General features: G+C 61.4%; 18 protein-coding genes. 4 read left to right on the top strand and 14 right to left on the bottom strand.

The annotated features are described in order from the left end of the window. Positions 1–99 precede the first annotated feature (99 nt). Positions 100–2,100, top strand: a complete 2,001-nt coding sequence (gene pdeR / locus PQQ86_RS28190) for a cyclic di-GMP phosphodiesterase (protein ID WP_408274433.1) — start codon at positions 100–102, stop codon at positions 2,098–2,100. Between the two features lie 86 nt (positions 2,101–2,186). Here pdeR and PQQ86_RS28185 read toward each other — a convergent pair whose 3' ends face one another. Beyond that, positions 2,187–3,074, bottom strand: a complete 888-nt coding sequence (locus PQQ86_RS28185) for a crotonase/enoyl-CoA hydratase family protein (protein WP_408194678.1) — start codon at positions 3,072–3,074, stop codon at positions 2,187–2,189. 454 nt (positions 3,075–3,528) lie between these two features. Then, positions 3,529–4,992: a M20 family metallopeptidase gene (locus PQQ86_RS28180; RefSeq protein WP_408274430.1), complete on the bottom strand. Its 1,464-nt coding sequence runs from the start codon at positions 4,990–4,992 to the stop codon at positions 3,529–3,531. A 164-nt stretch (positions 4,993–5,156) separates the two neighbouring features. On the opposite strand from PQQ86_RS28180, the gene PQQ86_RS28175 reads away from it, so the two are divergent. Then, complete coding sequence (locus PQQ86_RS28175; protein ID WP_408274427.1) at positions 5,157–5,477, top strand: superinfection immunity protein; 321 nt, start codon at positions 5,157–5,159, stop codon at positions 5,475–5,477. Between the two features lie 39 nt (positions 5,478–5,516). On the opposite strand, the gene PQQ86_RS28170 is transcribed toward PQQ86_RS28175, so the two are convergent. Then, positions 5,517–5,936 carry a winged helix-turn-helix transcriptional regulator gene (locus PQQ86_RS28170; protein WP_408274425.1) on the bottom strand — a complete coding sequence of 140 codons (420 nt, stop codon included), beginning with the start codon at positions 5,934–5,936 and terminating at the stop codon, positions 5,517–5,519. 84 nt (positions 5,937–6,020) lie between these two features. On the opposite strand from PQQ86_RS28170, the gene PQQ86_RS28165 reads away from it, so the two are divergent. After that, positions 6,021–6,338: a DMT family transporter gene (locus tag PQQ86_RS28165; RefSeq protein ID WP_093635885.1), complete on the top strand. Its 318-nt coding sequence runs from the start codon at positions 6,021–6,023 to the stop codon at positions 6,336–6,338. A 40-nt stretch (positions 6,339–6,378) separates the two neighbouring features. On the opposite strand, the gene PQQ86_RS28160 is transcribed toward PQQ86_RS28165, so the two are convergent. The 10 genes from PQQ86_RS28160 to PQQ86_RS28115 form a co-directional block, all read right to left on the bottom strand. After that, positions 6,379–6,651, bottom strand: a complete 273-nt coding sequence (locus tag PQQ86_RS28160; protein WP_408274421.1) for a YodC family protein — start codon at positions 6,649–6,651, stop codon at positions 6,379–6,381. 486 nt (positions 6,652–7,137) lie between these two features. Beyond that, on the bottom strand, positions 7,138–8,703 hold the full coding sequence (locus tag PQQ86_RS28155; protein WP_408274419.1) for an MFS transporter: 1,566 nt from the start codon (positions 8,701–8,703) through the stop codon (positions 7,138–7,140). A gap of 30 nt (positions 8,704–8,733) precedes the next feature. Then, complete coding sequence (locus PQQ86_RS28150) at positions 8,734–9,372, bottom strand: TetR/AcrR family transcriptional regulator (RefSeq protein ID WP_408274416.1); 639 nt, start codon at positions 9,370–9,372, stop codon at positions 8,734–8,736. A gap of 63 nt (positions 9,373–9,435) precedes the next feature. Beyond that, positions 9,436–10,278 carry an isocitrate lyase/PEP mutase family protein gene (locus PQQ86_RS28145; RefSeq protein WP_408274413.1) on the bottom strand — a complete coding sequence of 281 codons (843 nt, stop codon included), beginning with the start codon at positions 10,276–10,278 and terminating at the stop codon, positions 9,436–9,438. 191 nt (positions 10,279–10,469) lie between these two features. Continuing rightward, entirely contained in the window at positions 10,470–10,895 is a 426-nt protein-coding gene (locus tag PQQ86_RS28140; RefSeq protein WP_097396500.1) for an OsmC family protein, read from the bottom strand. A 280-nt stretch (positions 10,896–11,175) separates the two neighbouring features. Continuing rightward, complete coding sequence (locus tag PQQ86_RS28135) at positions 11,176–11,730, bottom strand: carboxymuconolactone decarboxylase family protein (protein WP_408274409.1); 555 nt, start codon at positions 11,728–11,730, stop codon at positions 11,176–11,178. A 28-nt stretch (positions 11,731–11,758) separates the two neighbouring features. Continuing rightward, positions 11,759–13,087, bottom strand: coding sequence for an aspartate aminotransferase family protein (locus tag PQQ86_RS28130; protein ID WP_408274406.1), 1,329 nt, complete (start codon positions 13,085–13,087; stop codon positions 11,759–11,761). Between the two features lie 34 nt (positions 13,088–13,121). Continuing rightward, on the bottom strand, positions 13,122–14,168 hold the full coding sequence (locus PQQ86_RS28125; RefSeq protein WP_408274403.1) for a C45 family autoproteolytic acyltransferase/hydrolase: 1,047 nt from the start codon (positions 14,166–14,168) through the stop codon (positions 13,122–13,124). 135 nt (positions 14,169–14,303) lie between these two features. Beyond that, positions 14,304–15,158 carry a MurR/RpiR family transcriptional regulator gene (locus tag PQQ86_RS28120; RefSeq protein WP_408274400.1) on the bottom strand — a complete coding sequence of 285 codons (855 nt, stop codon included), beginning with the start codon at positions 15,156–15,158 and terminating at the stop codon, positions 14,304–14,306. Positions 15,159–15,268: 110 nt separating this feature from the next. Continuing rightward, positions 15,269–17,551 carry an amylo-alpha-1,6-glucosidase gene (locus tag PQQ86_RS28115; protein ID WP_408274395.1) on the bottom strand — a complete coding sequence of 761 codons (2,283 nt, stop codon included), beginning with the start codon at positions 17,549–17,551 and terminating at the stop codon, positions 15,269–15,271. A gap of 933 nt (positions 17,552–18,484) precedes the next feature. On the opposite strand from PQQ86_RS28115, the gene PQQ86_RS28110 reads away from it, so the two are divergent. Further along, positions 18,485–19,735 carry an IS256 family transposase gene (locus tag PQQ86_RS28110; RefSeq protein ID WP_408265345.1) on the top strand — a complete coding sequence of 417 codons (1,251 nt, stop codon included), beginning with the start codon at positions 18,485–18,487 and terminating at the stop codon, positions 19,733–19,735. 288 nt (positions 19,736–20,023) lie between these two features. Here the strand turns inward: PQQ86_RS28110 and gltA are convergent, their stop codons facing one another. Continuing rightward, positions 20,024–21,322: a citrate synthase gene (gene gltA / locus PQQ86_RS28105; RefSeq protein ID WP_408274390.1), complete on the bottom strand. Its 1,299-nt coding sequence runs from the start codon at positions 21,320–21,322 to the stop codon at positions 20,024–20,026. Positions 21,323–21,750: the final 428 nt, after the last annotated feature.

Below are 21,750 nucleotides of genomic sequence, written 5' to 3'. Positions count from 1 at the left end.
CGCTTCGCTACAATGGGGGTCAGTCTTTAAGTATGATGAAGACTGTTTGCCGCCGCCCCACCTTATGGTTGGCTCATCGGCACACCGCCCGGGGATCTCATGAACGACGACCAACACGATCAGGTGCTGTTTGCCCAGTTCGGCACAAGCAGCCCTTGCTGGCGTCTGTCAAACGACAGCAACGCGCTGGAACTCACGCCCGTCACCGGTGACGTGCCGGCTAATGTCGCCATTCCGCTGAATCCCCAACAGGCTTCGCAAATCCGCTGCCTCACCGGCATCACCTCGCACCTCGTCCTCGACGTGCGGCTGTTCGGCGAACCGCTGCGCCTGCACCTCGTCGGTAAAAAACTCGCCAGCAATACGTGGGCAGGTACTGCTTCGGCCTACGACGATACGGAGTCCGTTGCACGCGACCTCGTCCACGGTCTCTCTTTCGCCGAACAGGTGGTCTCCGAAGTCAATTCGGTCGTGGTCATCGTCGACAGGCACGGTCGAATACAGCGCTTCAACCGCCTCGCCGAGGAACTCACCGGCGTTAAGGAAGAAGACATCGTCGGCCGCAATGTGTGGGCGCTGTTCATGAGCACCGAGTCCGGCGCGGCGTCCAGCCAGAACATCACGGGCTTCTTCAATCGCGGCGTCTCGTACGAAGTCGAGCGGCGCGTAAAAACCCTTCGCGGCGAACGGCTATTCCTGTTTCGCAACAAGTTCGTTCAAAGCGGCAGCGGCGTCGAAGAACAGTTTCTGATCTGCTCGGGCACCGACATCACCGAAGAACGGCTCGCGCAGGAACGTCTCACCGAACTGGCGAACACCGATTCGCTCACCGGTCTCGCCAATCGCAACGCGATCCAGGACAAGATCAGTGCCGCGATCGAAGCAGCGGGAAGCGAATCGGTCGGCGTGCTGTTCCTCGATCTCGACAACTTCAAGAAGGTCAACGACCACTACGGCCATGTCTTCGGCGACCGGCTCATCCGCGATGTGTCGTCGGCGATCAGCACCTGCCTGAACGAAGGCGACGCGCTCGCGCGCCTCGGCGGCGACGAGTTCATCGTGCTCGCCGCCCAAGGCACCGCCCACGATCTCGAAGCCACCGCGCAGCGCATTCTCGAACGCCTGCGCACGCCGTTCAGCCTGGGGCTCGTCGAGGTCTACACCGGCTGCTCGATCGGCATTGCGCGGTATCCGGAACATGGCAACGACCTCGAATCGCTGATTCGTTCGGCGGACACGGCAATGTACGTTGCCAAAGATGAAGGCAAGCGCACCTATCGCGTGTTCTCGCCCGACATGAACCGCAAGGTCGCCGAGTACATGTGGCTCGACACCAATTTGCGACGCGGTCTCGACGAGGGCCAACTGACGCTGCACTACCAACCCAAGCTCGTACTCGCCACCGGCGCGGTGCAGGGCGTGGAGGCGCTGGTCCGTTGGAACTCGCCGGAGCGCGGGCAGATCATGCCGGCGGAATTCATTCGCTATGCGGAAGAATCCGGGCTGATCGGCGTGCTCGGCCGCTGGGTCATGGAAACGGCCGCGAAGCAGGCGGCCAAATGGAAGGCGGATGGCTACAGCCTGCGCATCGCGATCAATGTGTCGGCACGGCAACTCGTGGATACCGCCGTGGTGCGGCATTTCAGCGAAGCGCTGCAGCGCGCGAATCTCGATCCGTGCCTGATCGACCTGGAACTCACCGAGAGTTGCCTGATCGAGGACGAAGTAGCGGCAATCGATCTGATCAAGCAGTTCCGCCAGCTCGGCGCGCAGGTTCACCTGGACGACTTCGGCACCGGCTATTCGTCGCTCTCGCAGTTGGGCCGCATTCCGCTCGACGTCATCAAGCTCGACCGCAGTTTCGTCCGCTCGATCAATGCCGACACCAAAGCGCAGGCACTCGTGCGCTCCATGGTTGTGGTCGCGCAAGAACTGAATTTCAAGGTGGTCGCCGAAGGCATCGAAACCGAATCGGAAGAGGTGTTCATGAGGGGGCTGGGCGTCGACTACGTACAGGGCTTCCTGTACGGTCAGGCCATGCCGGTCGCCGAATTCGAACGCTGGTTGCAGGATAGGCAGAAGCTCAGACTGATTGCCTGAGCTTCCACGCGCCCGAAGGACACATCCCCTTGGGGGATTGAGAGACCGCCCGCCTGCCGCTCGATATCGTCGCGGCCCGGAGCGATTCAGGCGAAATTGGCCGCGCTGGAGGCCGTCTGGCGCAGGTTCGAAGTACGGCGGTTCTGCAGCATCACCAGCCGCTCCATAAAGACGAGGTCCTTCTCCTCGATCGTGAAAGCGGCATCCACCCAGTCCTCGGTAATTTCCATCAACTCGGCGCGCGAGAGTTGCAACACCCGCTGACGCGCCCGCAGCATCGCGCGGATCCCGTTCATCTTCGGCCGGAGCGTATCGATGAAGGTGCGCGTCGCCATATAGGCGTCGCCAGGTTCGAACAGCTGATCGACCAGTCCCTTGCCGAAGTGCCACTCAGCCGTGTGCGATTCGCCCATGCCGATCAGTTCCTCGGCCAGACGCATGCCCACCTTGCGCGCGACCAGCGAATAACCGCCCATGCCCGGGAACAGATTGAATGCGATCTCCGGAAAGCCCATGCGTGCATCGTTCTGCGCGAGCAGGAAATGATGCGCGAGCGCCGCCTCGAACCCGCCCCCAAGCGCCGTGCCCTCCACCATCGCGATCGAAATCGCCCCCGTATCGAAACCGCGTGCCGCCGCATGCACGCAATCGACGCAAGCGCGCGCGTACGCCATCAACACCTGGCGCTTACCGGAGCGGATCGTATCGGCGAAGAAATCGAGGTCGCCCCCGACGTTGAACATGGTGGGAATCAACGAGCCGGTCACCCAGAAGTCGATCGGCAAGCCGGACTCTCGTGCTGCCTGCGCGAGACCCAGAATGTCATGCACCAGATCGAGGTTGAAACAGGGACGCGGCTGCGCCCGCAGCATCATCCACATGATGTTGCGACCTTCTTCATAGTAGGCGGAGACTTGCGACAAATTGCCGGCTTCAAGGAACGGGCGGCAGGCGTGGTGGTTATGCAGATTCATTTTGAACGGTCCTTTTAAGGTTAAACACTGGCATTGCAATGCGAGCCTAAAGCAGACCGGAATCGGATGGGAGCGGGGTAACCAACAGATGAATGCAACACGCGCGTGAAGCCCCGCCAGACGGAGCTCTGCGGGGAGGCGGACGGATGGGTAAAAGATCCTGCGGACGCAAACGCTTGCGCACCGAGGAAGGGCGAAATTGGCCCGCAAATGAGCACCCGGCCGCAATAAATTAGCGAACGAACAAAGCTTGAATTTCTTGCCGGATTCGAAAGAAAAAGAAATAGTCTTCGATTAGGTAATGCAATCGAAAATATGGCTTGCGGAGGTTTGTTTTTTTATTTGTGGGCCAACAGACGGACTATTCAATTCGCATATTCAAACGCGGGCGCTCCGGAGCGCCCGCTGATTCGCCTGCAACGTTATTGCAGGAAAGCTCGAGGCGAAACGCTCATCACGGCGCGGCCGCGATCACCTGAGCAACGGCTGCCGTCAGCTTCTTGCCATACGGCACGTGCAGGAACTCGTTCGGTCCGTGTGCGTTCGACTTCGGCCCGAGCACGCCGCACACCATGAACTGCGACTTCGGGAAACCCGACTTCAATACGTTCATCAACGGGATCGTGCCGCCCTGCCCCATGTAGGCAACGTCCGCGCCGTAGTGCGCGCGCGACGCGTCGTTAAGCGCGGTGGCGAGCCACGGTGCGAGATCGGGCGCACTCCAGCCGCTCGCCGCGCCAGCATCCGGCTTGAAGGTGACCTTAGCGTTGTACGGCGGATCGAATTCAAGCAGCGCCTTCAGTTCGGCGACGGCCTTTTCCGCTTCGATCAGCGGCGGCAGGCGCAGCGACAGCTTGAATGCCGTGCGCGGACGCAGCACGTTGCCGGCGTCGGCAAGCGCGGGCAAGCCGGCCGCGCCGGTCACCGACAACGACGGACGCCACGTCGAGTTGAGCAAGGCTTCCTGCGGATCGGTGGTAGTGGGCAGCACCTGACGGCCGTCCTGACCGCAGGCCCACGGCAGCTTCTTCCAGACGTCGTCACCGAGAATCTGCGCGGTCGCTTCCGCTTCGCGCAGACGATCCGCCGGGATCGAAACGTGGAAACCCTTCGGCAACAAGGTGCCGTTGGCGGAGTCTTCGAGACGGTCGAACAGTTGCCGCATGATGCGGAAGCTCGACGGCGCGATACCGCCGTAACCGCCCGAGTGAATGCCTTCGTCGAGCACCTGGACTTCGAGGTCGCCGGCGACCAGCCCGCGCAACGACGTAGTGAGCCACAGTTGATCGTAGTTGCCCGCACCCGAGTCGAGACACACCACAAGCCCGACTTTGCCGAGCCGCTCACGCAATGCGTCGACATACGGCAGCAGATCGTAGCTGCCCGATTCTTCGCAGGTTTCGATCAGACCGACGCAGCGAGGACGCTCAATGCCTTGCGCGTCCAGCGCGGCCAGTGCCGTGAGGCTGGCATAGATCGCGTAGCCGTCGTCGGCGCCGCCGCGGCCGTACAGCTTGTCGTTTTCGAGCTTCGGCGTCCAGGGGCCGAGGTCGTTGCGCCAGCCGTCGAATTCAGGCTGCTTGTCGAGGTGGCCATACAGGACGATGGTTTCTTCGCTGCCCGACCGGGTTGCGGCCGTTTCAAAGAAAATCACCGGCGTGCGGCCCGGCAAGCGAATCACTTCGAGTTTCAGGCCGCGCACGGGTTGCTGTTCGGCCCATTGCGCCGCGTCAGTAATCACGCGCTCGAGATAGCCGTGCTTGACCCACTCGGGATCGAATGCCGGACTCTTGGCCGGCACGGCAATGTAGTCCGTGAGCGCAGGAACAATCTCGTCATTCCATTTACGGTCTACGAATTCGCGTAGCGTGTCCTGGTTGATGCGCTGGGTCTGCTGGGTCGTATCGTCGGAGATCATGGTGGCGGTCCGTGGCGGTTCTGTTCAGTCGAAACGTCCATGATAGTCCCGATGCGCGATGCGCTGAACCCCCTCGCCCCGCATGCAGGTTTCAGAGCGACCCAGCGCAAAGAAAACAATCGCGCGACAATCGGGGGATACATCGCGTCCTGAGGAGCCAGTCTATGGGCGGCAACATCGTGGTACAGGCCGTCGCCGCGGTGCTCGCGCTGGCGCTGTATTTTCTGCCGAGCATTCTCGCGGACCGGCGCAAGCGTCATGACGTGCTGACGCTGGCACTCTTCAACGCGTGCCTCGGCTGGACCGGCTTTGGCTGGCTGCTCGCCCTCTACTGGTCGCTACAGCCCAACCCGCCGAAGAACGTGGCCGGCGAAGTGGTAGAGACGCGGAAGATCGTGCGGATGCGCGCGTTTTCGTCAGCGCTTCTGGTGCGCGTACAAAGGCGGTCCGCGGCGCGTGAGCGTCCGGAAAACAAACAGCCTTGATTTCAATAACAATTGTGCGCAACAACCGCAGGCAGCAAGCTAGCGGTGCGTTTGCTGCCGCGCGTCATAGCGCTCACGTGCAGCATCGAGTGCGGCCGCGTTTTCCTCGGCCCAATGATCGAGCGTCACCAGCGCGTCACTGAGCGTTCGCCCCAGTTCGCTGAGCCGGTACTCCACGTGCGCCACCGCGCCCGGCTGCTCCTCGCGGATCACCAGACCGTTCCGCTCGAGTTCCTTGAGCGTCTGCGTCAGCACCTTTTGTGAAATGCCGCCAATCTTGCGCAGCAACGCGTTATTGCGCATCGGGCCGGGCAGCAGCGCCGGCATGATGAGCAGCGTCCACTTTCCCGCGATCAGTTCGAGCGCGAGACGCGACGAACAGGCGGCGTCGAAAACGTCACCGCGATAGGGTTGTTCGGTCGAGGCGAGGGATGCGTTGGCGGACTCGGGAAATGCCATGGTTACCAGTGGGTAAGTAATGGTGAGCGCATCACTATAGCCCTAAGCTGCCCGCTTACTAACCACTCACCAATGGGGCTCACGATGGCATGGCTCATTCTGCTCGCAGCAAGCGCGGTCGAAATCCTGATGGCGTTGGCGTTGAAATATGCAAATGGATGGACACGCTTGTGGCCGAGCATCGGCGGCGTTGCGGCCGCGCTCGGCAGCGTGTTTTTACTAACGCTGGCGATGAAGCATTTGCCGGCCGGTACAGCCTACGTGGTATGGACAGGGATCGGATCGTTCGGCATCACGGTGCTCGGCGTGATGCTGTTCAACGACCCGGTTTCGGCACCCCGCGTGATCTGCATGACCTTGATCGTGCTGTCAGTGGCGGGGTTGAAACTAATCGATGGATAAACCGGTTTGCGGGACTAGTACGTGCGCAGGGCCGCTTTTCTCAGGCCGCCCGCCCCATTCTGCCCCACATCACCGAGCCGGCCGGAATCGAGCGCGGCTCAGCCCGCACGCTCTCGTGCGCGAACATTTCGCGGCGCAGTTCGCCATGTTCGTCGAACCACTCGCAAATCAGCCAGTCGCCCGGATTGAGCGCTACCGGTCCCGCATACGTCACCGTCATGCGCGAACCACCTTCCTTCAGCGTGACAACATCGCCGACATTGAAGCGCGCGGCTGCCGGTGTTTCGAATACGTCAATGGTAGCGGTCAGCATATTCAATCCCCTACGGAACCCGTTGAGCGGAATAAAGTCATCGCACCGTGCTTTGCAACATAGAACCCTGCCGAAGGAAAACTCTAAAAAGTTGACCAAGATTAACAATCGAAATTAACAACGGCAAGCGCTTTTTATTGATACCGTTTTCATTGGGACTGGAATAGGTTTCCCATCCCGACAGTCGATGGGTAAAACCGGGGAAAACCCTTTATAACGACGCCAGACCACCACCCGTGCGGCATTGCACGATCGCAAAACTTACGGCGGCAAACCCGATCCGCAAGTAGAAAATGCGCACTGGATTTGTCATATCTAAACTGCCACCGACAAACCCGATTCGGGTTTATTCCGATCACTCACATGCGGAATTACCTATGAACGGGAAACTCATCGGTAAATGCACCCACTCCAAAACCGGTTTTGTTTAAAGTGCATAATAGTTTTTAGCGACCACCGTTGAAAACGATCTCCCGTCCGCTATTTTCAAACCGGCTGTGCAGCGCGGCGCAATGCGAGTTGTTGATGCCGAACCAGCAGCACGCTCAAACCGATACAGACGAACATCAGACACGCGTTGATCGCGAGGCTGTACTGGAACGCGTGCGCATAGGCAGCCGGGGTTTCGCGGCCGCCGATCACGCCGAAAAACGCGCCACTAATGGCCGCCGTGCCGAACGCCGAGCCGATCTGCAAGGTCGACGACACCACGCCCGAAGCAAGCCCTGCCTTCTCCGGCGCGACTTCCAGCAGCACGATGCGCATGATCGACGGCAGGAGCAGACCATGACCGACGCCCGCACACACCAGCCCGCAATAGAACAGCAGATCAGGCACAGCGGCATGGGTCGCGGACCAGCCGGTGACGGTGAAGCCTATGGTCATCATCGAGAAACCGAGCGCCAGCACATGGCCGCCGATGCGCTTGACCACCGCGGGCGACGTCAACGGCCCGATCACGAAGCCAATCGCGAACGGCATGATGGCCATGCCCGAGGCGAGCGGCGTCCAGTGCAGACCGGTTTGCAGGAAGATCCCGTAGGTCAGGAAAAACGCGCTGTTGCAGTAGAACAGGAACGCGAGCACGAGACCCAGTGCGAAGGCCGGGTTGCGGAACAATTGCAGATCCACCAGGGGATGGCCGCCGCCGCGCTCGACGCGCCGCTCGATCGCCACGAATAGCGCGAAGACGGGGACGGCCAGCGCGAACATCACGAAGGTCCACGTCGGCCAGCCGGCTTCACGGCCGTGCGTCATCGGATAGATGACCAGCAGCAGCACCATCGAGAGCAGCGCGACGCCCTTCAGGTCGATGCCGGTGTTCGTGGCCGGCTGATTTTCCGGCACGAACTTCCATGTGCCGATGAAGGCCACGATGCCGATCGGAATGTTGATCAGAAAAATGATGCGCCAGTCGAGCCCGAACGGGTGATAGGTAATCAGCGCGCCACCGCCCAACTGCCCGACAATCGACGACAGCCCGAATACGAAACCATAGAGGCTCATGACCTTGGTCTGCCGATGCAGCGGCACGACCGCGCGGATGGTCGCGAGCACTTGCGGCGCCATGACCGCGGCGGCGATGCCCTGCACGATCCGCGAGATCACCAGCATGTGGCCACTGGTGGCGAAGCCGCACAGCGCGGAGGCTACCACGAAGGCCGCCATGCCCGTCATGAACATACGACGCCGGCCGAACAGGTCGCCGAGACGCCCGCCCGTGATCAGCAGCACGGCATAAGCCGATGCGTAGGCGGACACCACGAGTTGCAATTGCGCGTCCGTAGCGTTCAGGCCGGTGTGAATCGACGGCAGCGCGAGGTTGACGATGAAATAGTCGAGTGGCGCGAGGAAGGCGCCGACGAACAGCACAGCGAGCGCGAGCCCCTGGCGCTCGAAGCCGGAGGTGGCCTTTCCAGCGCTGGTTGCCGCCGCCGCACCGGCGGCAACCGTACTGGCGGCCACCGCACCCATGCCTGGGCAAACGGCGGCGGATCCACCCGCCGCTCCAGCGAATCCCGCCGGAGCGGACTTGATGGGGTCTCTATTCATGACCGTTCGTTCAATAATTTGGTAAAAAAATTAGACGAGCGCACGCATGGCGACGTCCACGATTCCGATCAGCGCATCTTCCTTGTGGGCGACTCGCCCCAATACACGCAGGCCTTGCATCACGCACAGGAGGAAATCGCCAACGGCTTTTTCGTCGAGCGTGGAATTGAAAGCGCCGCTCGCCTGGCCGCGAATCACCGAAGCTGCAAGCAGCGTCGCCATGCGGCGTTGAATCGCCGCGACGCGGCTGCGCAGTTCCTCGTCCCCGGGTTGCATCTCCAGCGTGGTGTTGGTGATGAAGCAGCTGCGCTCGCCGGTCAGCGCGCATGCGACCCGGGCGTAATGCAGCAAAGCGTTGCGCAGTGCCTCTTCCGCCGGCACCGGCGCGTTCAGCCGCTCGGCGAGCCGCGCGACCGAACCTTCCGCATAGTGATCGAGCGCGGCGAGCATGATGCCGTGCTTATCGCCAAATACCCCGTACAGACTGCCACGCAACAGGCCGGTGGCCTTGCAGAGGTCGTCGATCGAGGTGGCGTGGTAGCCGTGATTCCAGAAAACCTGGCTCGCGCTCGTTAAGACGGTGTCCGTGTCGAACTCGCGCGGCCTGCCCCGGGTGCAGACCTCGCCGTCTTTCTTCACGGATTGTTTCGAACTGCCAGATTGCTTCATGTGACGGATATTATGACTAACCGTTCAAGAAATCAAGGTGAGATTCGAAACGGGTACGGTCGTCTATTTACCCCACTTCTGCGCGGCGCTCGTGAAGAGCTGGTTGATCTCATTGCCGCTGGCGGCTTCTTTCGTGTAGTTGAAGGTGCCGTGATCGCGCATTTCGTGCGCGGCGCGGAGAAACGCGCCCAACGCCGCGCGCGCCAACGAGCCGCCCACACTGACACGCTGCACACCCAGCGCCTGCAGGTCCTCGAAACTGAGCAGCACGCCCTGCAAGCCCATCAGCACATTGACCGGCCGGTCGAGGGAGCTGACCACGGCGGCGATCTCTTCGCGCGTCTTCAGGCCGGGCGCATAGAGCACGTCGGCCCCGGCCTCCTGATAAGCCTGCAGACGCCGGATCGTATCGTCGAGATCGGGCCGGCCCACCAGATAATTCTCGGCACGCGCCGTCAGCGTGAACGGAAACGGCAGAGCACGCGCCGCGACGACTGCCGCGCGCACACGCTCCACGGCGGCCTCGAACGGGTAGATCGGTTCTTCCGCACGACCGGTTGCATCCTCGATCGAACCGCCGACCACGCCCGCAGCCGCGGCCTGCATGATCGTTTCGGCGCAGTCTTCCGGCGCGTCGCCGAAGCCGTTTTCCAGATCGGCGCTAACTGGCAAATCGGTCGCTCCCGCGATTTCGGCGAGATGCACCATCATCTGCGCGCGACCGATGGCGTTATCCGGCAGGCCACGCGAAAACGCATAGCCTGCACTGCTGGTAGCGAGCGCCTTAAAACCGGCCAGCGCGAGCAACCGTGCGGTGCCGATGTCCCAAGGATTCGGGATGATGAAGGCCTCGCCCGCTGCGTGATATGACTGGAATTGCCGTGCTTTTTCGGTTTGCGTTGTCATCGACGGTCCCATTGAAGACGGCGACCGGCGTTTGCGCCCACGCGCTGCCGGATCGTCGTCGTGTGTTCGTTAAATGGCCAACAAGCAGCAAATAAACAGCAAATAAGGAAATGTGCGAAGAGTGGCAGCCGGCGGTCTGGCTACCGCCGCCAGCCAGCCCTTCATCTGTCCGCAATAGACAAACCGCGCGCTCAGGTTTCGAGCTTCGCGTCCATCGTGATGGTGGCGTTCAGTACCTTGGAAACCGGGCAGCCCGCCTTGGCGTCCGCGGTTGCCTTCTCGAACGCGGCTTTGTCACCACCGGGGATTTTCACGGCCACATCGAGATGCACTGCGGTAATCGAAAAGCCGCCGCCGTCCTTGTCGAGCGTGACGGTGGCCGTGGTGCCAATACGTTCAGGCGTGATGCCGGCCTTGCTCAGTTCGGCCGATAGCGCCATCGAGAAACAACCCGCGTGCGCAGCCGCAATCAGCTCTTCCGGATTCGTGCCGATGCCGTCCGCGAAGCGCGTGGCAAACGAGTATTGGGTGTCCTTGAGGACGCCGCTGTCGGTGGAAATCGAGCCCTTACCGTCTTGGAGGCCGCCTTGCCAGACTGCTGATGCCTTGCGCTTCATCGCTCTCTCCTGTTTGTGCCCTGCTTCGCACCGCTCCTCAACCCTACGTGATGCCGTCCACAACGGTCCAGCCCGGGTATTCGTAGTATCGGCATCGGTCGCGAGTGCCCCAAGGGGACGTCCTTCGGGGCGTGCCGCGCGGCGCAAGAGGTGCGGGCGTGGACCGAACTTCATCATAGGCGCTTCCGTGTGCCAGTGTCGTGACGACGCCGGGATACGGTTCGCGGATGCGAGTCACAGTCCGAGCCGCAGTCCGTGCAGCAGACTCAGGGCGCAGTCGCTACTCGGCGAACGGCAAGCTCTCCTGTCCCACTGCGCGCATGTCGAACACGCTCAGTGTCATCGCCACCAGGGCGTAGTAGCCGAGCAAGCCCACCAGGTTGATCACCACCTGGTGGCCGAAGCGCCCGACCGCCTTTCTATAGGTGACATCCGACACCCGTTTGGTGTCGTACAGTTCGCTCGCGAAGTCATGGATCAATGCGTCATCAGCATCCGCGAAGGCGGGCCGATGCCCCTGGCGGATCGCCTCGGCATCCGCTTCGGCGACTCCGGCATGGACGGCGATCGGATGGTGGATATACCACTCGGCTTGCGCCCGCCAACGCGCCGCGGTCACCAGAATCGCCAGCTCTGAAAGGCGCAGCGGCAAGCCGGTACGATAGCGGCAGAACGCGCCAAGCCGCTGCGCCTGCTGCGCCAGCTCCGGACTATGAATCCAGCCCAGAAACGGCCCGTTCAGATTGCCGCGTGGACCGGACAGAATCTCGTCGAGTACGGCCTTCTGTTCGGCTGTGGCATCGGATAGTTCGAAGTGAGGCAAGCGCTCGGTCATCGCAGATCTCGCTGAAAGGGAAAGGGTGTCAGATGGCGGTCAACGCGCCTTCGATCGCATCGGTCAAGCGGCCGACGATCTCGTCGATGTCGCGCGCGGTGCAGATGAATGGCGGCGCCAGCAGCACATGATCGCCGATCTTGCCGTCGACCGTGCCACCCATCGGATACACCATCAAACCACGTGCGAACGCTTCGCGCCGGATCGCCGCGTGCAGTTTCAGCTTTGCGTCGAACGGCGCTTTAGTGGCGCGGTCCTGCACGAGTTCGACACCGACAAAGAGCCCTCGCCCGCGCACGTCGCCGATATGCGGATGTTGCGCGTAGTGCTCACGCAGCCGGCCCCGCAATTGTTCGCCGCGCGACTGCACGTTCGCCAGCAGGTGGTCATCGGCAATCACGCGTTGCACTTCGAGCGCCGCGGCGCAGGCCGTGGCGTGTCCGATATAGGTATGCCCGTGCTGAAAGAAGCCCGAGCCGCCGACGATCGCCTGATAAATCCGGTCGCTGACCAGCGTCGCGCCGATCGGCTGATAGCCGGCGCCGAGCCCCTTGGCGATCGTGAGGATGTCCGGCGCGATGCCGTCTTCTTCACACGCATACAGGTAGCCTGTGCGGCCCATGCCCGACATGATCTCGTCGAGGATCAGCAGCACGCCGTAGCGATCGCACACCGCGCGGATCTTGCGGAAGTATTCGCGCACCGGCGGCACGGCGCCGGCCGTTGCGCCCACCACCGTTTCCGCAACGAATGCGGCCACTGTGTCAGCGCCGAGTTCGAGAATCTTCTGTTCGAGTTCATCGGCGAGACGCTGCGCGAACTGCTCTTCGGTTTCGTCGGCGCGCTGCTCGCGATACGCGTAACACGGGCTCACGTGATGCGCTTCGATCAGGATCGGTAGAAACGGCTCGCGCCGCCACGCATTGCCGCCAATTGCCAGCGCGCCCAGCGTGTTGCCGTGATAGCTCTGGCGCCGCGCGATGAAATGACGGCGCTGCAACTCGCCCTTCTCCACAAAATACTGCCGCGCCAGTTTCAACGCCGCCTCGATCGCTTCCGAGCCGCCCGACACGAAGTACACGTGTTCTAGCCCTTGCGGTGCGCTCGCCACCAGGCGGTCGGCGAGTTCCTCGGCGACCTGGGTGGTGAAGAACGACGTGTGCGCATACGGCAACTGCTGCGATTGCCGCTTGATCGCGTCGATCACACGCTGGTTGCTGTGGCCGAGGCATGAGACGGCTGCGCCGCCCGAGGCGTCGATATAGCGCTTGCCGGTGGAATCGATGATCTCGATGCCGTCGCCGGCAATAGCCACCGGCAGTGACTGCTTCGGCGAGCGATGGAATACGGTGGACATGATTTTCCCTTTCCTTTCTATTGGCGACGGCTGCTCACACGCGGGGCGGCACGCATGCGATGACGGTGTCGAACGCGCATTGCCCCTGTCGATAGACTTTCATCGAGACATCGGTGCTGCCGATTTCGAAGAGCGCCGTGGCGAGCGTGTTTTCGTCGTCGGGATCGAGCGGGTCGTCGCGGTAGATCGGCAAGCCCACAGGCGCGCGATCCTGCAATACTTCGAGCAATTTGGCGGGGGTAATTGCACTGGCGAACCTGGGCAGCACATGTTCGACACGCGTCTGCCTGTCACGCGAAGAATCGGTGACGATTTGCGCCTCGGCTTCGCAGCCAGGATGGATCAGATGGTTCGCATGGCCGGCGATAGTCGACACCGTTTGCACGGAACATCGCTGCGCACTTGCTTCAATGCTCAGGAGACGCTCATCCCCCGCACAAGCGAGCGTGTGATGAAAGCCGCTCGCAGCCGGTGTGGCGCGCAGGATGTGCAGCGCTTCGTCGAGCGAGGCCGCATCGAGTACCGCGCGCGCGAGAATCATCCGCGGCACGCCGGCTACAGGTACGCGGATGCGCAGATTGTTGACGGCCTGCACGAGACCGGCACGGTTAGCGGCGAAGGTGTGACCCGGCAGCGATCCAGGGTAATAGAAGCTCACGAAGCCGGGCTTGCCCGCAGGTTGAACCTCAACCAGCGAGCAACGCTCGCGTAGAAAGGGATCGCCGTCTTCGTTGTGGGCAATGAAACGTGCATGGCTTGCGACGGCGGCCAACGTCGTGCAACCATCCGGCGCGTTGTGAATCAACTCGCCGCGGCAATTCCACAAAAAGAGATCTTCCGCCGACCAACCCAATCCTGCCGCCATGCCGTCGAGTTCGACCAGCAGCGCTGGAAAATGGGTCTGGGCCGCATCGCGCAGTTGCTGCACGAACGGATCGCCGTGCCAGCGCCGCACCGCCCGCCACGCACTGCTTTGCTCCATGTATTCAGCGAACACCGGTCTGGCGATTTCACCCAGCCGGTAGCCGATGTCATACGGCTCACCGCTTACCTGAAAAAGACTCAAATCCTGCTTCGACACCACGGCTCGCACCTACTCAACAATCGGTACGTATTTATACTTCTAAACAACATTTGTTGTCAAACGATGTGATGATGAAGCAAACGGAGCGGCTGCGCTCCGTGACACGCTGCTGCGCGGTTCAGGGGAAAAACTTCAGGGTACGTACGCGCCCTTTTCGTGCAACGACTGCTCGGCGATGCCGAGTTGCTCGACGGCACCTGCCCCTTCCAACGCGAGCAGATGCGCGACCAGCGATTCGGCAATCGCCGTGGCCGCCACCAGCGATGGAAAGAACGACGGGCTTTCGTGCGAAAAAATCAGCACCTTGTCGGCATTCAACGCGATCGGCGAAACCGCGCTGTCCGTGATCGCGATCAGCTTGCTGCCCTTTTCCAACGCGGCTTCGGCCACGCGCGCCGCTTCGACTGAATAGGGTGCGAAACTGATGACGATGGTGGCGCTGTCGCGCGCGACGGTACGCAACTGCATCTCGAGCGTGCCGGCTTCGCCGTTAAGCAGCGACACCGACGAGCGAAACAGCCGGTAGCCGTAGACCAGCCCAAACGCCACCGCATAACAGGAGCGAAAGCCTGCTACATGCACGTGCGGCGCGCGCCGCAACAGGCGCGCCGCTTCCACGATCACGCGGCCGTTATGCGCTGCGGTGACCTCGAGGTTGTGTTGTTGCGCGACCAGCAGGTCGTTGGCCAGTGCATCTTTCGATTTGACGAGAGAACGGGCGCGGCTCGTGAGCGGCTCGGGCCGCGTGCGCACGCGCGCGACGAACAGGTTGCGCAACTCGTTCCAGCCGGGAAAACCCAGTTGCTGCGACAGGCGAACGAGCGAGGCCGGTTGCACCTGCGCCCGCTCCGCCACTTTGCGCATAGACGAGACCGCGACTTCGTCGGGATGATCGAGCAGGAACCCTGCTCCCATCTGGAACTGCGGACTCAGTTCGGAGAAGCGCGCCCGGATCAGGGCGGCGAGCTGGTCAAAACTGTCTGGCATGCGATATACCGGGCGAACGGTCGATAAGGATGACAACAAATGTTACCACCCGGTGCATCGCATCCAACAGAACTTCCAGCGTGCGCTTCGTGCCTCGCGAAGACGCGGTTCTACAGCAGCGCGACCACCCGCACGTCGCCTTGCTCGGCCGCCGATGCGACCACCTTGTCGCCGATCCGCCGGAACGTGATGGACACCGACGAATCGCCCACCCTCAGATCGCCGACCTCGAGCCAGTCGATACCCTCGGGCAACATGGGCTGCTCGATCACGACTTCGCGCCGCTCCGCATCGATCGTGATCCCCAGACAGGCTTCGAGCATCATGAACGGCGAGCCCGCCGCCCAGGCTTGCGGCAGACAGGCGACCGGATAGGCTGTAGGCGGCTCGCCCCGTCGCCGCGGAAAACCGCAGAACAGCTCGGGCAGGCGCATGTCGAAATTGACCGCCGCCTGGAACAGCGCCTGCAACAGCCGCACGGCCGCCGCCTTGCCGCCGTAGCGTGACAGGCCGCGTGCGCAGAGCGCGTTGTCATGCGGCCAGACCGAGCCGTTGTGGTACGCCATCGGGTTGAAGCGCGCCTGGCTTGCGGCCAACGTGCGCACGCCCCAGCCGGTATGAAACAGCGTGGAGTCGAGCGCGTGCACCACCGCTTCGCCGCGCTCGCGCGAGGGCAAACCGAAGGCCAGCAAGTGACCCGCATTCGACGCCATCACGCGGCACAGTTCGCCGTGGCCGTCGAGCGCGATGCCGTAGAAGCCGGACTCTTCCATCCAGTACTTTTCTTCGACGCACTGACGGATTTTCTTCGCGCGCTCGCTGTATTGCTTGACCTGATCGTGCAGTCCGCGCAGCTTGGCGAAGTGAGCCATCGTGTCGAAGGCGGCACTCGCATACGCCTGCACTTCGACGAGTGCAATGGGACCGTCGGGGAAGCGGCCGTCGGCGTGGAAGACCGAATCGTGGCTGTCTTTCCAGCCTTGATTGGCGAGACCACCGTCGGACTCGCGTTGATAGTCCAGCAGACCGTAACGGTTCTTGTCGCAGACGCCCGCGACCCACTGCGCCGCGCGCTCCAACGCCGGCCACAGTTCGTCTACCAGTGCGAGATCACCCGTGCGTGCCGCATAGGCGCCGGCCAGCACGATGAAGAGCGGCGTGCTGTCGACGCCGCCGTAGTACAGGGCGAACGGCACTTCGCCGGTGGCGGCCATTTCGCCCTTGCGCATCTCGTGCATGATCTTGCCGGGCGCGGCGTCACGAAACGGCGAATTCTCGCGCGCCTGATGTTCGGCGAGAAAGCGCAGCACGCCCGCGGCCAGATTCGGTTGCAACCACAGCGTCTGCAACGACGTGATGATCGCATCGCGGCCGAACGGCGTTGAAAACCACGGGATGCCGGCGTAGGGATACGGGCCGGTGGCGAGATCGGTCGTCAGCAAACCGAGGTCGGCAAGCGAACGATCGATCCACGCGTTGAAGAGCGGATTGCCCGAACGCACGCGGGCGGTGACGCGGCGCCGTTCACGCATCACCAGGTGGGCGTCGACCAGCGCGGCGCGCACAGCAGCGCGGCCGACGCGCGGGCGCTCTGCATCGATTTGCGAAAGATGGGCTTCGCTCACTGCGTGCGCGGGTTGCGCGACGCCCGCGGCTGGTTTGTCGGCTTGCGCGACCACTTGCACCGAGACGGACAGATAGATCGACACGCACGCTTGCGCCGGCAGCTTGACGGTGTAGTCCGCGCGATCGGCGAAGAGCTTGTCCGGTTCCGGCGAGAAGGCGATCTGCACATTGCGCGCCACGTCATCGAGACCGACATAGCCGAGCAGCACTTCGCGGTTCTCGACGCGCGCCGGTTCGACACGACCCTGTTTGTCGCGCTTGAGACCGCGCACTTCGAACATGTCGCGAAAGTCGCTGGCGAACGAAATGGACAGCGGCACGACTGCATCGCTCGTGCCGTAGTTGGTGAGTTCGATGGCTTCGTTGAGCACGGTGCCGGAGAGCACGCGCACGCGTTCGACGTGGATCACGCCTTCCGGTGTGCTGTCGCCGCCGAGCGGCGGCAGGGGGCGGTTGGTCAGGTGTGCGGTGAACGAGGTGTTGTCGCTGCTGACGCTGCCTGACAGCAGCGAGGGCGCGCGGCCGCCGAAGGTGAGGCGCAGGTTTGACAGGACGCGGGTGTCGTTGACGAACAGGCCGTCGTCGTGGCCGGTGATATCGCCGAGGGGGTCGTTGACGATAAAGGTGTCGCCAGACTTCAGCACGTGCTGGGTGGCGCTCGCGACGTTGAGGTTTTCCGTCGGGATGAATGCGCCGTCCGGCTCGGGTTCGCGGTGGTCGATTCCGCCCGAGTGGGACAGGCCGCCGAGGGCTTCTGGCTGCTGCATCAGGGTCGCTCCTATGGTGTTCGCTTTCGGGTTGATTTTCAATTTCGGATGCCGATGGGGGCTGGCTGGTCGATTCCGATTGTAGAGGGTCTGTCCGCGTCAGACGAACTTATCACAGGCGAGTTTCTTGTTTTTGGTTTGGCATGGGATGTGCAGGCAGGTTTTGCGTTTTGCACCAAGTGCAGGGGGTTGGCTGCGTGGCGCTTGTTTGTCAGTGTTCTTAGGGCTTTGGGCTTTCCTTGTTCTGGCTTTGGTGCCTTTCCTTGTTCTGGCTTTGGTGCCTTTCCTTGCATTGTTAGTGGTCTATTAGTGTTGCCCCTGTGCGGGGCGGCACCTACTTTTCTTTGCCGGCTGCAAAGAAAAGTAGGCAAAAGAAAGCAGCTCAAACCGCTACTGCTAAGCGGGGCCTGTGGTCTGCCACGGGTAGTGGTGCATCTGGAATCCGTGTTCTCGCACATTCCGCGTGAGTGACAAAGGTGTCATCAGCTCCCACTCCGCACTGCGTGCGTCGCGGACGGGTCTGCATGGGAAACCAAGGGCCTCGGTTGAGGCTAGCGGGGGCCGTCGGCTTCGCCTCGGCGAGGCGCCTATGCACTCAGCCGGAAACCCCCACTTCAAATGTTTTGTCGATGTGCTGCAATCACGGGCACGATCACAGTTGCGGTTGCAGTTCCAATCACAATCACGGAGGCGGAGGCGGAGGCGGAGGCGGAGGCGGAGGCGGAGGCGGAGGCGGAGGCGGAGGCGGAGCAATGATGAGCCGCAGCGCAGTGGGAAAACGCGGGCACCAAAACGTAGCGGGTGGTTTTATGAAGTACGCTTCGGCGCGCGCAGCGCCGCCGGAAGTATGACGCCCTTGTCACAAGCGGAGGGTGTAATTAGTTTTGTGTAAACGGTCATTTGGCAGGAGACTGCCAGTAATCAGGAGCGACGATGACCGTAGCGAAACGCAACAAACGCGTGAAACCCGACCCTGAGCTCGTCAAGCTGGCCGACAGCCTGCTGGCGAACTACCAGAAACCAGAGGACCTGATTGGCGAGAACGGCCTGCTCAAGCAGCTCACGAAGATGCTGGTTGAACGGGCGCTAGAGACGGAGATGTCCGAACACCTGGGCCACGGCAAGAGCGAAGCGGTCACCAATGCCACGGGCAACACCCGCAACGGCCATAGCGCCAAGACGTTGCAGGGGGAGTTTGGCGAGTTGCCGCTCGATATCCCGCGTGACCGTCAGGGTGCGTTCGAGCCGAAGCTGGTGAGTCGTCATCAGACGCGCTGGTCGGGCTTTGACGACAAGATCATCTCGCTATATGCCCGCGGCCTGAGCGTGCGGGAGATTCAGGGGCATCTGGAAGAAATGTACGGTACCGAGGTGTCGCCCACGCTCATCTCGGCCGTAACAGACGCGGTGAGCGAGGATGTGAAGGCCTGGCAAGCCCGCCCGCTCGACGCGCTTTACCCCATCGTTTATCTCGACTGCATCCACGTCAAGGTGCGCGACAGCGGTGCTGTACGGACCAAGGCGGTCTACCTCGCCATCGGCGTGAACATGGACGGCCACAAGGAAGTCCTGGGGCTGTGGATCGCCCAGACCGAGGGCGCGAAGTTCTGGCTGCAGGTGGTGACCGAGCTGAAAACGCGCGGCGTGCAGGACATTTTTATTGCCTGTGTCGATGGGCTCAAGGGCTTCCCCGAAGCCATCGAAGCAGTCTATCCGAAGGCAGCAGTTCAACTGTGCATCGTGCATATGGTGCGCAACAGTCTGAACTTCGTGTCCTGGAAGGTGCAGCGCGAGGTCGCCGCCGACCTGAAGACGATCTACACTTCATCGACGGTCGAGCTGGCCGAGCAGAAGCTGAGTGCCTTCGAAGCCACGTGGGACAAGGACTATCCGTCCATCGGGCAGAGCTGGCGGCGCAACTGGGCACGCGTCATTCCGTTCTTCGACTATCCGCCGGAAATCCGGAAGGTGATCTACACCACCAACGCCATCGAATCGATCAACATGAGCCTGCGCAAGGTGATCAAAACCCGCAGTTCGTTCCCGACCGACGAGGCCGTGACCAAGCTGTTTTACCTGGCACTTAACAACATCAGCAAGAAGTGGTCGATGCCGATCCGGGACTGGAAGGCAGCCCTGAACCGCTTCACTATCCAGTTCGAAGACCGCCTGTTACCGGGTTAAATCAATACCCGTTTACACAAAATTCCGGACACCCTCCACAAGCGCGTGCAGGGGCACGAACCCAGATTCCAGATGCACCACTACCCGCAGCAGACCACGGGCCCCGCTTAGCAGTAGCGGTTTGAGCTGCTTTCTTTTGCCTACTTTTCTTTGCAGCCGGCAAAGAAAAGTAGGTGCCGCCCCGCACAGGGGCAACGCTAATAGACCACTAACAATTCAAGGAAAGGCCAACGCCCCAAGAACACGGACAACCAACCGCCGCAAAAGCAAAAGCAAAAACCAAAACCTTTACCGCCTGGAAAGCGCCCGAGCCTCCCGCTGAGTCTCTCCGACAAACAACTGCCGCGGCCGCCCAATCTTCTGCTCCGGATCGGCGATCATTTCATTCCACTGCGCAATCCACCCCACCGTCCGCGCCATCGCGAAGATACAAGTAAACATCGCCGTAGGAATCCCCAGCGCACGCTGCACAATCCCAGAGTAAAAATCGACATTCGGATAAAGCTTCCGCGAAACGAAGTATTCGTCTTCAAGCGCAATCTTCTCGAGCGCCATTGCTAGCTTGAACAACGGGTCATCATGCAGACCCAGCTCTTCGAGCACTTCGTGACAGGTCTCACGCATCAGCTTCGCGCGCGGATCGTAGTTCTTGTAGACACGATGACCAAACCCCATCAGCTTCACACCGGAGTTCTTGTCCTTCACCTTCGCAATGAACTCAGGAATGTTGTCGACCGAACCGATCTCTTCCAGCATGTTCAATGCGGCCTCATTCGCACCACCGTGAGCCGGACCCCACAGGCATGCAATACCCGCTGCGATACACGCGAACGGATTCGCGCCCGACGAACCCGCAAGACGCACCGTCGACGTCGACGCATTCTGCTCGTGATCCGCATGCAGAATCAGAATGCGATCCAGCGCGCGCACCAGCACGTCGTTGACCTCGTACTCTTCCGCCGGATTGGCGAACATCATCCGCATGAAATTCGCGCTGTACGACAGGTCGTTCTTCGGATAAACAAAAGGCTGGCCCACGGTGTACTTGTACGCCATCGCCACCAGCGTCGGCAGCTTCGCGATCATGCGGATCGCCGATACGTCCCGGTGCTGCTGGTTATTGATGTCGAGCGAGTCGTGATAGAAGGCCGACAGTGCACCCACGGCGGCGACCAGAACCGCCATCGGGTGCGCATCGCGGCGGAAACCGCGGAAAAAGAAATGCATCTGCTCGTGCACCATCGTGTGCAGCGTGACAGTGTTGACGAACTCTTCCTTCTGCTCCGCATTCGGCAACTCGCCCTTCAGCAACAAGTAGCAGGTTTCGAGGAAGTCGGCGTTTTGCGCCAGATTATCGATCGGATAACCGCGATACAGCAGCTCGCCTTTGTCACCGTCGATATACGTGATTTCGGAATTGCATGCCGCCGTGGACATGAAACCCGGGTCATACGTGAACTTGCCAGTCTGGCCATACAGCTTGCGGATGTCGATGACATCCGGCCCGAGCGTGCCCTGATAAATCGGCAAATCAATCGTCTGATCGCTGTCGGAAAAGCTCAGCGTTGCGTGTGTCTTCGAGTTCATCTACACGTTCCTTTTACTTTCACATCGCACACATGCCGGCATGCTCGATCGTCGGATCGCCGCGTGGCATGCTCAGGCTCCGCTTCGCATTCTACGGTCCGAAGGTGCTTTGATTGCGGCGATTGACAGCAACAATCCATCTCGGCTAGCGCAACATTCGTTGCCTGAAAGATGGGCGTAATCACCGGAAACACGCGCAAATAAGCGGAAGTACGCAGCACGGAAACGCGCTGAGCCCGCCGGGTGGCGTTGCCAGCCAAATGAAAGTTAGTACGCTTGCTGCAACAATGTTTTGCGGCCGCCAGGCTGCACAAGCGACGCTGCTCTGCGATACTGAATCCGTGTTTTGCTTCCCCTGCGAACACATCGCTGTCTTTGGCCCGCCGTTCTACGGCGGGCCTTTTTAATCAGCCAGAAGAACAGGAAGG

Source organism: Paraburkholderia sediminicola (assembly GCF_046026675.1).
In the GTDB taxonomy this organism is placed as follows: domain Bacteria; phylum Pseudomonadota; class Gammaproteobacteria; order Burkholderiales; family Burkholderiaceae; genus Paraburkholderia; species Paraburkholderia sediminicola_F.
This window is presented reverse-complemented; position numbering and strand designations above follow the sequence as displayed.